We start from the raw sequence: 13057 nt of genomic DNA on the forward strand, positions 1-13057 counted from the left end.
TACGGCAGCTGACGCCCGAGCGGCCGCCGGCGCACTGACGGGGCTGGTGTCGGCGACTCCGGAATCCGGCTGCGCCGCGCCTCCTGGGGGGTGCTGGTGTGTCGTTCTCCTGAGTTGCCGGCCGTGTGCAGGCCTGCCGCGCACGCCCCTGCGTGGACGACCGGACGAGGAGGCGCGGGTCGGCGGACCGCGGACGGCACTACGGTGGACCAGTCACCGCCGCCTAGGAGAACACCGTGAAGACCATCGACGACCTCGCCTCGGGGTTCACCGACGAGCCCGGATACTTCGACTTCGCGAAGTGGGGTCCCATCTCGCGCTCCGTCGCCGACGAGCAGCGCTCGTTGGTCGAGGTGCAGGCGAGGGCCCGTTTCGGGTCCGAGATCGCCCTGACCGAGCAGGCGGGTCGCGTCGGACGGGCGATCTCGTCCCTCGTCGGCTTCGCACCCGACCACGTCGTCTTCCAGCCGAACACGAGCGAAGGGCTCACGCACACACTGTTCGGTCTCACCGGGCAGGTGCTCATGTCGCCGCGCGACTACCCGAGCATGCCCGTCGCGGCGACCCGCTCCTCCGAGGCCCTGCGCGTGCTCGAGCCGGTCTGGATGGACCTCGACCACGACGTGGTCACGCCGGCCGTGGTGCAGCGTCACCTCACCGACTCGGTCACCGCCGTGGCCGTCAGCCTGGTGGACTACCGCACCGGGTACCTGGTGGACCTCGAGGGCATCCGCCAGGTGATCGGCGACCGGTTGCTGATCGTCGACGCGATCCAGGGGTTCGGTGTGGTCGACGCGCCCTACGCCGTGGCCGACGTCGTGGCGTCGGGCGGTCAGAAGTGGGTCCGCGCCGGGTGGGGGACGGGCTTCCTGGCCCTGAGCGACCGCGCTCTCTCGGCCCTGACACCGGTGTTCAGCGGTGTCGCCGGGAGTGACCTGACCCTCGGCGGCTCGTACCACGGACGGCAGCCGACCCGCCCGGGTGCTGCGGCGTTCCAGCTGACGAATCCCGACCCCATCGCCCAGGCGCGCCTCGCCACGGCCCTCGAGGACCTCGCCGACGTGGGCGTCGCCGCCGTCTCGCGGGCCGTGGCCGAGCGGGCCACGCGGGTGATCGACCTCGCCGACGAGTTCGCGGTGCCGGTGGTCTCGCCGCGCGACGAGGCGGAGCGCGCCGGCATCGTCGTGCTCGAACCCGCCCTCGACCAGATGACGACGCTGACGGCCGCACTGATCAACCACGGGGTCACGGCCACCGTGCGCGACACGACCGTGCGGCTGAGCGTGCACGTGTCCACGGGCGACGATTCGTTCGAGATGCTGCGGGGTGCGTTCACCTCGTTCGGCACGACCGTCTTCTACTAGGCGGGATCGCCCTGCGGGGTGGGGCTCGCGCGCTGCACCCTCGACCGTTACATGAGGGTCGTTCACCTGATCGTCACACGACACGGTGGTGTCGATGATGCGGATGTCGGAGGCGCGTCGTAGGTTCGTCACATCGGGCAAGGAGCCCGATCGAGACGGCCACGAAAGTTCGCCTCGCAACTGCTCCGCGGCCGTCTCTGCCGAAGGTACCCGGGTGCCCAGCCGCCCGAGGACGGAGTGGTCGTGACCGCGTCGAACATCACCTCAACCGAACGCAACACCGCATCAGCCACGGGGGGTGACCAGGCGGTCGCCCAACGCACGTACGTGCTCGACACCTCGGTGTTGCTGTCCGATCCGCAGGCGCTCTTCCGCTTCGCCGAGCACGACGTGGTGCTTCCCGTCGTCGTCGTCAGCGAACTCGAGGGCAAACGTCACGACCCCGAGCTGGGCTACTTCGCGCGCCAGGCCCTTCGCCTCCTCGACGACCTCCGCGTGAAGCACGACCGTCTCGACTTCCCGGTGGCCGTGGGTGACGGGGGCTCCCTGCGGGTCGAGCTGAACCACTCGAACATGTCGGTCCTGCCCTCGGGCCTGCAACTGAACGACGCCGACTCGCGCATCCTCGCCGTCGCGTCGAACCTCGCCGCCGACGGGCTGGCCGTCACGGTCGTCTCGAAAGACCTGCCCCTGCGGGTGAAGGCCGCGTCGATCGGACTGGCCGCCGAAGAATACCGGGCCGAACAGGTCGTCGACAGCGGGTACACCGGGCAGACCTCGATCAACGTCTCGAGCGAGCAGATGGCCTCGTTCTACGAGTCCGAGAAGATCTCCGCCCTTGCGCTCGCGGACGTCCCCGTGAACACCGGGGTGGTCGTGCACTCGGAGCGGGGCTCGGCACTGGGGCGCGTGGTCGCCCGCGGCGAGGCCCGTCTCGTCCGCGGCGATCGCGACGTCTTCGGGCTGCACGGTCGATCGGCCGAGCAGCGCCTCGCGATCGACCTGCTGCTCGACCCCGAGGTGGGCATCGTGTCGCTGGGGGGCAGCGCCGGCACGGGCAAATCGGCCCTCGCGCTCTGCGCCGGCCTCGAGGCCGTCCTCGAGAAGCAGCAGCACAAGAAGATCATGGTGTTCCGCCCGCTCTACGCGGTGGGCGGCCAAGACCTGGGGTTCCTCCCGGGCGACGCCGGCGAGAAGATGAACCCGTGGGCGCAGGCCGTCTTCGACACGCTGGGCGCGATCGTGTCCCAGAACGTCCTCGACGAGGTGGTCGAGCGGGGCATCCTCGAGGTCCTGCCCCTGACGCACATCCGGGGTCGGTCGTTGCACGACGCCTTCGTGATCGTCGACGAAGCGCAGTCCCTCGAGCGCAACGTGCTTCTGACCGTCCTGAGCCGCATCGGCCAGAACTCGCGGGTGGTGCTGACCCACGACGTGGCGCAGCGCGACAACCTGCGCGTCGGCCGGCACGACGGGGTCGCCTCGGTCATCGAGACGCTCAAGGGTCACCCGCTGTTCGGTCACGTGACGCTGACCCGCTCCGAGAGGTCCGCGATCGCCGCCCTCGTCACCGAGATGCTCGAGTCGAACGACCTGGTGTAGCAGGGACGCAGGAGGCGCGGGTCACCTGACCCGCGCCTCCTGCGTGTCCGGCACCGCGGCTCCTGCGGTCTGGCGCCGCGCCTCCTGCGTGTCTGGCGCCGCGCGTCCTGCGTGTCTGGCGCCGCGCGTCCTGCGTTCTGGCGTCGCGCCTCCTGCGTGTCCGGCACCGCGCGTCGTGTCGGCAACTCCGGCGATTGGCAGGCTGCGAGGAGTCAGGGCCGCACCTGGTCGCCGTTCTCCTGAGTTGCCCACCGGACCGTGCTCGGGGTCGCCTGGTTCTCGGTGGTCCGTGACGAGTCGGCGTCTCGGTGCGACCCGTGCCGTGCTCGACCGGCACGAGGGACCACCTGCCGGTCGGCAACTCAGCACTTCGACACGGTTCGAGGCCGTGTCGAGGTCGGTGGGCGGTATTCTCCGGACTTGCCAGCATGGTCGGGAACGCCCGGACGGGCGCGGGGCGCGGGCGTGGGCGCGGGCACGGGCGCGCCGCGGGGTCGACGAGCCGCCGTGAGGGACGCCTCGGCCCCACCTCGCGCGACGCGGACGTTCTCCCCCGGCGGGCTCTCGTGCGCCGCGGAGGAGGCGCGGGTCGCGTCAGCCTGTCGGCATGCAGCAGATCGCGACCCACGTGAGGAGGGCAGGCGGCGTCCTCCACAAGCGGGATCTCATCGCCCTCGGAGCCACCGACCGGATGCTCACCGCAGCAGTGCGATCCGGGCACGTTCACCGAGCCCGACGCGGGTGGTACACGACCTTCGCGCCGGGGGACGCACGGTACGAGGCCGTGCGCATCGGGGGCCGGTTGACCGGGGCATCGCTCTTGGCCCTCCTCGGGGCGTGGATGTGGACCACCGTTCCGATCGTCAGCGTCGTGGTGCCCCCTGGAGCCTCACGACTTCGGGCCAGGCACGGTGCGAGGGTGCTGTGGCGCTCCGACGGGCGCGTGCCCCCTCGTCCGTCACCCGGGACGGTGCCCTGTCCGCCGGATGACGACGAACACGGATCGGAGGACGCACGGCGTGCGGCCTGGGCCGTTCCCGTCGGCACCGCTCTGGTGGACGCCGTGACGGCGGCTCCTCTCGACGAGGCCGTCGCCCTCCTGGACTGGGCGCTGTCGAGCGGTCACTTCTCGGTCGCCGGACTGCATGCGGCGTTCGCCGAGGCTCCCGCGGATGTGAGGGGCATCGTCGACTGGGCCGATCTGCGGAGCGAGAGCTTCATCGAGAGCGTCATGCGGGTGACGTTCGCCGACCTGGGGCACCGCGTCGAGTCCCAGACCCGGGTCGGCCCGGAGGACCGCCGCCGCATCGACGTCGTCGTCGACGGTGTCGTCGCCCTCGAACTCGATGGGCGCAGGTGGCACGGCGACACGTTCGACGCGGACCGTCTGAAGGACCTCGCGATCACGGTCCAGGGACGAACCGCCCTTCGAGCGAGCTACGAGATGGTGCGCGACCATCGATCGCTCATCGTCGAGGCCGTGCACGCGGTGCTCGACGACGCCTGGCGACCTCGACGGCGACCTCGACGGCGACTCGTCGTGACGACGGGCCGTGCCCACCGTCCGCGAACCCGGCGCACGCGAGGTCGACGCCCGTGGCATCTGGTCCGACCAGCTCGGGGACGTACTCCGCAGCCGGGTCGGTCAGGATCGGAGACGGCTTCGTCATCAGGAGCATCGTGAGCTCGCCGGAAGGTCTCGTGGACGAGACGGTGTCGCCGGACGGGACGGCGTCGCCGGACGGGACGTGCTCGCCGGACGGGACGCGCTCGCCCGACGGGACGGGCTCGTCGGACGGGACGCGCACGTCAGACGGGGAAGCGGTTCGAGGCGGTGACGGGCCGCGACAGGAGCGCACGCAGGCCCTCGAAGCAGTCGCCGCGGCTGCACTGTCGGCGGTCACGGTCGCTGCCGCCACACTGCATGCCGGCCCCCTCGTGGGCGCGAGCGCCGGGGCGGTGACGCTCGTCGGATGTCTCGGAGTCGCGGCCGTGACTCCGGCCCTGGTCCGGATCGACATCGCCGAGCGTCGACTGCCGAACGTCCTCGTCGGAGTGGCCGCGGGTGCGTGGGGGGTGTCGACCGTCCTGCTCGTCGCGGGGGGCGGTCTCGCCACGGCGGCCACGAGCCTGGCCTTCGCCCTGGTCGCTGCCGTGCTCGGCCTGGTGGCCACCATCGCCGGCGGCCTGGGCATGGGGGACGTCAAGCTCGGCGCCGTGTTGAGCGGACTCGTCGCGACGGGTAGCCCGGCGGCCCTCTTGGGTCTCTGGGCTCTTGCCGGAACGTTCGCGATCGGGGTGGCCGGCTTTCGGACGTTGGGCTCGAGGCCGCGACGGGCCGGCACGGCTCCGCTGCCAGATCCGGCGTCGGTCAGCGGGGGCATCCCTTTCGGGCCGTGCCTGCTCGCGGCCTTCTGGTGTGTCGTGGCCAGCCCGCCGGTGGCCGTCGCCGTCGATGCCGTCCTGACGGTTCCGTGAGGTCCGCGTCGCGGCGTGCCCCCGTCGACGTGAACAGGAACGGGAACGGGAACGCGAACAGGCAGGCGAGAGGGTAGAGAAGCCGAAAGGCCGAGGAGGCGCGTGTCTGTCGACGACGGACGCGCACCTCCTCGACGTGCTGTGGTCCCGGCCGGCCGGGGATGGGCTCAGGCCGGAGGGCTCGACCCGGGCCGCTCGGGGCTGGACTCTGACCGGTGGGCTCAGCCCGGGTGGGTCATGCTGAGCACGTCGAGTGCGGTGTCGAGCTGCTGCTCGGTGACCTCGCCCCGCTCGACGAACCCGAGATCGACGACGGCCTCGCGAACGGTGAGCTTCTGGGCCACCGCGTGCTTGGCCACCTTCGCCGCGGCCTCGTAGCCGATGACGCGGTTCAGCGGCGTCACGATCGACGGAGACGACTCGGCGAGGGCCCGGGCGTGCTCGACGTTGGCCTCGAGGCCGTCGACGGTCTTGTCCGCCAGGGCGCGGGTGGCGTTCGAGAGCAGGCGGATCGACTCGAGCAACGCCGTCCCCATCACGGGGATCGCCACGTTGAGTTCGAAGGCTCCGGACGCGCCGGCCCAGGCGATCGTCGCGTCGTTGCCGATCACCCGTGCCGAGACCATGAGGACGGCCTCGGGGATGACCGGGTTGACCTTGCCCGGCATGATCGACGAGCCGGGCTGCAGGTCGGGGATGTGCAGCTCGCCGAGACCCGCGTTGGGCCCCGAGCCCATCCAGCGGATGTCGTTGTTGATCTTGGTGAGGCTCACGGCGAGCACGCGCAAGGCGCCGGAGGCCTCGACGAGCGCGTCGCGGGCCCCCTGCGCCTCGAAGTGGTCGAGCGCCTCGGTGACGGGCAGCCCGCTGTCGTCCGCGAGGGCGGCGATGACCCGCTGCGGGAAGCCCTGAGGCGTGTTAATGCCGGTGCCGGTGGCCGTTCCGCCCAGGGGGACCTCTGCCACGCGGGGCAGGGCGCTCTGCACCCGTTCGATCGCGAGACGGATCTGGCGGGCGTAGCCGCCGAACTCCTGCCCGAGCGTGACCGGCGTGGCGTCCATGAGGTGGGTGCGGCCCGCCTTCACCACCTCGGACCAGGCCGTGGCCTTCTTCTCGAGGGCGACCGCCAGGTGGTCGAGGGCGGGCACCAGGTCGTGCAGCAGCGCGCCCGTGACGGCGACGTGCACCGAGGTCGGGAACACGTCGTTCGACGACTGCGACGCGTTGACGTGGTCGTTGGGGTGGACGGCGACGCCGTCGACCGTTCCGGCGAGGGTGGCGAGCACCTCGTTCATGTTCATGTTCGAGGACGTGCCGCTGCCGGTCTGGTAGACGTCGACCGGGAACTGGTCGTGATGGCTGCCACCGATGATCTGGTCCGCGGCCGAGACGATCGCATCGGCGACGGGTCGGTCGATGATGCCCATCTCGCCGTTCACCAGGGCGGCCGCGCGCTTGATGCGAGCGAGCGCGACGATCTGCGCCGGCTCGAGACCGGCCCCGCTGATGGGGAAGTTCTCGACGGCACGCTGCGTCTGGGCGCGGTAGAGGGCCGATGCGGGCACCCGCACCTCGCCCATCGTGTCGTGCTCGATGCGGTACTCGGTCTCGGATGTGGTCACGACGTCGTGGTCCTTTCCTCGGGCCCTGCCGGGCTGCTGCGCCCGTGGAGGGCGCGGGGCGTCGGAGCGTTCGCCCCGACTCGGTTCAGAGTCGGCCGACGACGACCGAAGGGTCGACCCGCCCGTTGGCGAGGTCGTAGTTCGCGCCGACCACGGCCAACTTACCGTCCGCGACGGCGGACGCGATGAGGGCGGACCGGTCGACGAGCGTGCGGACCGACGCCTCGATGTGCAACTGGCCGACCGTGCGGGGGTCGAGGTCGGCACCCGTCTCGAGGTCGAGCTGGGCACGCTCGACCGACGGCATGATCATGTCGATCAGCCCACCCAGGAAGGCCGACCCGGGTGCGGCGTCGGAACCGATGGAGTCGATGGCCGAGGCGACGGCGCCGCAGCTGTCGTGGCCGAGCACCACGATGAGGGGGACGTGGAGCACCGAGACCGCGAACTCGAGCGAGGCGATGACGGTGTCGCCGACCACCTGGCCGGCGTTGCGCACGACGAAGAGGTCACCGAGGCCGACGTCGAAGATGATCTCGGCGGCCAGTCGCGAGTCGGCGCATCCGAAGAGTGCTGCCACGGGCTCTTGGCCGGCGGCGAGGGACGACCGCCGGTCACTGTCCTGGTGGGGGTGACGAGGTGCCCCCTCGACGAAGCGGTGGTTGCCGTCCACCATCCGGCTCCATGCCGTCCCCGGCTCGGACGCGCTCGCCGGCGCGATGGCCGAGACGTCCGTGGGCCGGGACGTCGCGGTGTTCTCGGGTGCGGAAGGGGCCGCGGTGGCGGGCACGCCGGCGGCGGGGTCGTGTCGGGTCACGTCATTCGCTTTCTTGGCTGGAGATCTGCTCGGCCAGGGAGATGGCCAGGACGTCGAACTCGGCGTCGTCGGCCGTGCCGTAGAGCACGTACGAGCTGCGGTCGACCGTGGTGGTCAGGGCATAGGCGTAGTTGCCCGGGTCGTCGGCGTCGCGCCGGTCGTAGACGTCCCAGGTCAGACCGCCGATCGACCGGGTCGACGTCGCTGCAGCGTTCTGCACCTGCAGGCTGACCCAGGTCGGATTGGCGTCGATGCCCTGCTCGAGCCCGATGAACTGCTGGGCCGGCGTGATCAGCCCCACGTACCAGGTCGGTACGTCGTCGCGGGTCGTGGACCGGACCTCGGCGGCGTTCGAGCTCCAGCCGTCGGGCAGCGGAGGCGCGGCCAGGGGGGCGTCGACGCTCGCCTGGGCCTGCGACGCGACCTGGACGTAGTCGATCTCCTGCCGGTTCACCGTGCCACTCGGCCGGACCACGACGAGCACCAGGAAGAGCACGATGCCGAGCGAGGCGACGATCGACAGGGTCAGGTTGATCGCCGTCTGGTTCGCGTAGTGCTTGCGGGTGTTCTCGGCCTTGCGGGCGGCGGTCTCGTCCGGGGTCTCGGGTCGGCCGAGTTCGGCGACGATGCGGGGCTCTGGGGGGCGTCGCGAGCCCCGGGGGCCGCCGTCGGAGGGGGAGGTCATTCTGCCGACACCTGACGGCGGGCCGCCTCGAGGCGCTCGCGCGCCCCCATCAACCATTCTTCGCAGCGCCGGGCGAGCGCCTCGCCGCGTTCCCAGAGGGCCAGCGAGCGCTCGAGGGTCGAGGCGCCTTGCTCGAGTTCGGACACGACGGACACGAGCTCGTCGCGGGCCTGCTCGTAGCTGAGCGACGAGACGTCGGGCGGGGTGCTGGTCGGGGTGGTGTCCACGTGACGATCCTAACGAGGGGTGCTGACGGAGGTCGTGGCGGACGCCACGGGTGACGACTCGTCGGGAGCGTCGGAGCCTGGGGAGGAGGCGCCGGTGCTGACGGCGCCCACCGCGCCTCCGTCGGTGGTCACGAGGAGGCGCGTCTCGGCGGGGGCCTCGGCGGGGGACCGCAACACCCCGCCCGACGGCAGCTGCACGATCGCGTAACCGCGGCGCAGCGTGCCCTGCGGCGACAGGGCGCGCAGCTGGGCCGTGAGCTCCGAGACGCGGGTGTGCGCCCTCTCGACGGCCCGGCCGACGAGTTCTTCGCCGCGGGCCACCGCCCGGACGACCTCGTCGGCCCGGACGTCGACGAGGGTCTGGGGCGACGCCAGCACCGGCCGGCTGCGGATCTGTTCGAGCCGGTCGATCTCGGTGGCGACCAGCGAGGTCAGACGCACGCCGATGCGGGTGCGCGCCTGTTGCACGCGCGACAGTTCTTCGGTCACGTCGGGGACGACCCGTTTCGCGGCGTCGGTGGGCGTGGACGCGCGCAGGTCGGCGACGTCGTCGAGCAGCGGCCGATCCGCCTCGTGCCCGATGGCGCTGACGACCGGCGTGATGCACGCCGAGACGGCGCGGACGAGGCCTTCGTCGCTGAAGCCGAGGAGGTTCTGGAAATCGCCGCCGCCTCGCGCGACGATGATGACGTCGACCTCGTCGTCGGCGTCGAGACGCTGGATCGCCGCCGTGACCTCGCCGACCATGCGGTCGCCCTGTACCGCGGCGTGCACGACGCGGAACGACACCGAGGGCCATCTCAGCTGGGCGTTGCGCAGGACGTCTTTCTCGGCGTCGCTGTCCTTGCCGGTGACGAGGCCGATGCAGCCGGGCAGGAACGGCAGGGCCCGCTTGCGCTCGGGGGAGAAGAGCCCCTCGGCCGTGAGCTGGCGTCGGAGGCGCTCGAGTCGTTCGAGGAGGTCGCCGAGCCCGACGTGGCGCATGTCGAAGACCTGCATCGTGAGGCTGCCGCCCTTGACCCAGTAGTTCGGCTTGACGGCGGCGATGACCCGGTCGCCCTGTTTGAGGTCGGACGGTACGCGTGACTTCACGCTGGACCAGATCGAGAACGAGACGGTCGCGTCGTGCTCGAGGTCGCGGAGCTTGCCGTAGACGTTGCCGCCCGAGACGTTCCACTGGGTGATCTCGCCCTCGACCCAGGCCGTCCCCAGGCGGTCGATCCAGTCGCGCACCTTGCTCGCGAGGAGCCCGACGGGCCACGGGGACTCGGCGGTGGGGGGAGGGGGAACGATCGTCATGGAGCTCCGTTCGAGGGGTGGTCGACACCGGCAGGACGAGCGGCGACCCCGGTGATCGACCGGTCGCGCGGTCGCTCCCAGTACGCGACCAGTCCGGCACACCTAGACTCGTCGGGTGAGCCACATCTCCAACGGCGCCCTCGCCATCGACCTGCCGACACCGCGTGTTCCTGCGGTGCGGAACAGGCTAAAGGATACCCCCGTCAACGGACGCAAGCAGGTGCTGCTCGCGGCACCCCGCGGGTACTGCGCTGGCGTCGACCGCGCCGTCATCGCGGTCGAGAAAGCCCTCGAGCACTACGGCGCGCCCGTCTACGTCCGCAAGCAGATCGTCCACAACGTGCACGTGGTCGCGACCCTCGAGAGCCAGGGGGCCATCTTCGTCGACGAGGTCGACGAAGTGCCCCCGGGGTCGCACATCGTCTTCAGCGCGCACGGCGTCTCGCCGGCCGTCGTGAAGGGTGCGGCGGATCGCGAGCTGCAGGCCATCGACGCGACCTGCCCCCTCGTCACGAAGGTCCACCGCGAGGCCGTGCGCTTCGGCAACCAGGGCCGGCACATCATCCTGATCGGCCACGCCGGGCACGAAGAGGTCGAGGGCACGATGGGCCACGCGGCGGATCGCACCACCCTGGTGCAGAACCCGGGCGAGGTCGACGACCTCGTCGTCGCCGACCCCGACAACCTCGTCTGGCTGTCACAGACCACCCTCAGCGTCGACGAGACGATGGAGACCGTGCGTCGACTGCGTGAGCGGTTCCCGAACATCCAGAACCCCCCGAGCGACGACATCTGCTACGCCACGCAGAACCGCCAGGTCGCCATCAAGAAGGTCGCCCAGGGCGCCGACCTCGTCATCGTCGTCGGATCGGCGAACAGCTCCAACAGCGTGCGTCTCGTCGAGGTCGCCCTCGAGCACGGCGCCAAGGCCGCCTACCGCGTCGACTACACGAACGAGATCAAGCAGGAGTGGCTCGACGGCGTCGAGACGGTGGGGGTCACCTCCGGCGCGTCGGTTCCCGAGGTGCTCGTCGACGAGGTGTTGGCCGACCTGTCGGACGCCGGCTACGTCGACGTCCACGAGGTCGTCACGGCTGAGGAAGACCTGATGTTCTCACTGCCGAAAGAGCTGCGGAAAGACGCGACGGGCCAGGTCGACGCCCGCGGCCTCGGCGGTCGCACCCGATGACGGACGACCGACCGAAGCCGCGCTACGGCGAGTACGCGCCCGAGGGCTGGGTCAACCCCGCCGCGGCCGAGGCCGACACCGCCGAGGAGGCGCGGGTCGCCGGTCAGGACGCCCGGCCCGCGGTCTCGACCGACGTCCGCCCCGGTGACGAGACCCGCACCGCGCCTCCTGCGCTCTCGGCCGGGCGGCGCATCGACCGGGTGGCGACGTTCGCCCTGATCGGGCTGGGTGCCTTCGGGGCGATCCAGGCCGTCGCCCGCGTGCCCGGTTACGCGACGACGCAGCTCGCCCAGTTCGAGACGTTCGGGCTCGACCTCTCGGGGTTCGGCTCGTCCGCTGCGCTGCAGACCTTCGGGGTCGTCATGGCCGTGTTGGCCGTGACGCTGTTCGCCGTCTCGACCTGGTGGACCCTCCGGCGGCTGCGTGCCGGGCGTCTCGGCTTCGTGGTGCCCCTCGTCGCCGGTGTGGTCTTCGGCCTCGTGCAGGGCTTCGGGGCGGCAGCCATCTTGATGGGCGATCCGGCTTTCGCCGAGGCGATGCAGAGTTTCACGAACGACTACTTCTCGGGGTCGAACTGACGTCCGCCCTTCGCCCCGACGACGAAGCCCCCGAGCACTCGCTCGGGGGCTTCGTCGTGCGACCAGGAGGCGCGGGTCAGCTCGCCGACTGACCGTACGACCCGAGCTGCTTCGTCGCCTCGACGACGCGGGCGGCCATGGCGCTCTCGGCGACCTTGCCCCAGGCGCGGGGGTCGTACTGCTTCTTGTTGCCGACCTCGCCGTCGATCTTGAGGAACCCGTCGTAGTTCTTCAACACGGTGTCGGCGATGGACCGGCTGAAGGCGTACTGCGTGTCGGTGTCGAGGTTCATCTTGACGACGCCGTTCGAGACGGCCTCGGCGATCTCGGCGTCGGACGACCCCGAACCACCGTGGAAGACGAGTTCGAGGGGCTTCGCGGCGGTGCCGAACTTCTCCTGGATGCCCTGCTGGATCTCGCCGAGCAGTTCGGGACGCAGCTTGACGTTGCCCGGCTTGTACACGCCGTGCACGTTGCCGAAGGTGAGGGCGGCGATGTAGCGGCCGTGTTCGCCGAGTCCGAGCGCCTCCACCACGCGGGTGACGTCGCCCACCGTGGTGTAGAGCGCGTCGTTGGTGCCTTCGTGCTGCACGCCGTCTTCTTCGCCGCCGACCACGCCGATCTCGACCTCGAGGATGGCGTTGATGGCCTTGGTGCGCTTCAGCATGTCCTGCGCGATAGAGATGTTCTCGTCGAGCGGGACCGCCGAGCCGTCCCACATGTGCGACTGGAACAGCGGGTTGCGACCGGCCCGGACCTCTTCTTCGGAGGCGGCGATGAGCGGGAGCACGAAGCCGTCGAGGGCGTCCTTCGGGCAGTGGTCGGTGTGGAGGGCGACGGTCACCGGGTAGTTCTTCGCGACCTCGGTCGCGAACTTGGCGAAGGCGATGGCGCCCGCGGCGCGGTTCTTGACGGTGTGGCCGGCGAAGTAGTCGGCGCCGCCGGTGGTGACCTGGATGATGCCGTCGCTGCCCGCCTCGGTCAGGCCCTGCAGCACGGAGTTGATCGTCTGCGACGACGAGACGTTGACGGCGGGGTAGGCGAAGCCCTTGTTCTTCGCCTTGTCGAGCATCTCGGCGTACTGCTCGGGGGTTGCGACGGGCATTGAATCTCCTTCGATCACGGCTGGTGGCTCATCCACCCTAGTCAGCGCACGTCTGTTCGTCCTGGTCGTCGGAGCCCGGTCGGGAGGCGCG

General features: G+C 70.8%; 13 protein-coding genes. 5 read left to right on the plus strand and 8 right to left on the minus strand.

Going from position 1 to position 13057, the window contains the following annotated elements:
- Positions 1–236: 236 nt before the first annotated feature.
- Together ACIOSR_RS07250 and ACIOSR_RS07255 are read left to right on the plus strand one after the other, a co-directional pair.
- On the plus strand, positions 237–1364 hold the full coding sequence (locus ACIOSR_RS07250; RefSeq protein ID WP_402752238.1) for an aminotransferase class V-fold PLP-dependent enzyme: 1128 nt from the start codon (positions 237–239) through the stop codon (positions 1362–1364).
- Between the two features lie 258 nt (positions 1365–1622).
- Complete coding sequence (locus ACIOSR_RS07255; protein ID WP_402752483.1) at positions 1623–2966, plus strand: PhoH family protein; 1344 nt, start codon at positions 1623–1625, stop codon at positions 2964–2966.
- Between the two features lie 958 nt (positions 2967–3924).
- Here ACIOSR_RS07255 and ACIOSR_RS07260 read toward each other — a convergent pair.
- Together ACIOSR_RS07260 and ACIOSR_RS07265 are read right to left on the minus strand one after the other, a co-directional pair.
- Positions 3925–4452: a hypothetical protein gene (locus tag ACIOSR_RS07260; protein WP_402752239.1), complete on the minus strand. Its 528-nt coding sequence runs from the start codon at positions 4450–4452 to the stop codon at positions 3925–3927.
- Positions 4433–4774 (minus strand): hypothetical protein, encoded by a 342-nt coding sequence (locus ACIOSR_RS07265; protein ID WP_402752240.1) that lies wholly within the window; start codon positions 4772–4774, stop codon positions 4433–4435. Before ACIOSR_RS07265 ends, ACIOSR_RS07260 begins: the two co-directional genes overlap by 20 nt.
- A gap of 184 nt (positions 4775–4958) precedes the next feature.
- On the opposite strand from ACIOSR_RS07265, the gene ACIOSR_RS07270 reads away from it, so the two are divergent.
- Positions 4959–5444 (plus strand): hypothetical protein, encoded by a 486-nt coding sequence (locus tag ACIOSR_RS07270; protein ID WP_402752241.1) that lies wholly within the window; start codon positions 4959–4961, stop codon positions 5442–5444.
- Between the two features lie 221 nt (positions 5445–5665).
- Here ACIOSR_RS07270 and ACIOSR_RS07275 read toward each other — a convergent pair whose 3' ends face one another.
- From ACIOSR_RS07275 to xseA, 5 genes are all read right to left on the minus strand, one after another.
- A complete protein-coding gene (locus tag ACIOSR_RS07275; protein ID WP_173152843.1) occupies positions 5666–7066 on the minus strand; it encodes a class II fumarate hydratase in 1401 nt (466 codons plus the stop codon).
- A gap of 85 nt (positions 7067–7151) precedes the next feature.
- On the minus strand, positions 7152–7742 hold the full coding sequence (locus ACIOSR_RS07280; protein ID WP_056049244.1) for a carbonic anhydrase: 591 nt from the start codon (positions 7740–7742) through the stop codon (positions 7152–7154).
- Positions 7743–7884: 142 nt separating this feature from the next.
- Complete coding sequence (locus ACIOSR_RS07285) at positions 7885–8568, minus strand: DUF4245 domain-containing protein (RefSeq protein WP_402752242.1); 684 nt, start codon at positions 8566–8568, stop codon at positions 7885–7887.
- Entirely contained in the window at positions 8565–8795 is a 231-nt protein-coding gene (locus ACIOSR_RS07290) for an exodeoxyribonuclease VII small subunit (protein ID WP_123571591.1), read from the minus strand. Before ACIOSR_RS07290 ends, ACIOSR_RS07285 begins: the two co-directional genes overlap by 4 nt.
- Before the next feature lie 9 nt (positions 8796–8804).
- A complete protein-coding gene (xseA, locus tag ACIOSR_RS07295; RefSeq protein ID WP_402752243.1) occupies positions 8805–10094 on the minus strand; it encodes an exodeoxyribonuclease VII large subunit in 1290 nt (429 codons plus the stop codon).
- Positions 10095–10218: 124 nt separating this feature from the next.
- Between xseA and ACIOSR_RS07300 the strand changes: the two genes are divergently transcribed.
- The gene (locus ACIOSR_RS07300) at positions 10219–11283 is read left to right on the plus strand and encodes a 4-hydroxy-3-methylbut-2-enyl diphosphate reductase (protein ID WP_233568507.1); all 1065 of its coding nucleotides are present in this window, start codon (positions 10219–10221) and stop codon (positions 11281–11283) included.
- The gene (locus ACIOSR_RS07305) at positions 11280–11861 is read left to right on the plus strand and encodes a DUF6264 family protein (protein WP_402752244.1); all 582 of its coding nucleotides are present in this window, start codon (positions 11280–11282) and stop codon (positions 11859–11861) included. Before ACIOSR_RS07300 ends, ACIOSR_RS07305 begins: the two co-directional genes overlap by 4 nt.
- 76 nt (positions 11862–11937) lie before the next feature.
- Here ACIOSR_RS07305 and fbaA read toward each other — a convergent pair whose 3' ends face one another.
- Positions 11938–12966, minus strand: coding sequence for a class II fructose-bisphosphate aldolase (gene fbaA, locus ACIOSR_RS07310; protein WP_123571588.1), 1029 nt, complete (start codon positions 12964–12966; stop codon positions 11938–11940).
- Positions 12967–13057: the final 91 nt, after the last annotated feature.

This window comes from Frigoribacterium sp. NPDC087798 (genome assembly GCF_044742985.1).
GTDB lineage: Bacteria > Actinomycetota > Actinomycetes > Actinomycetales > Microbacteriaceae > Frigoribacterium.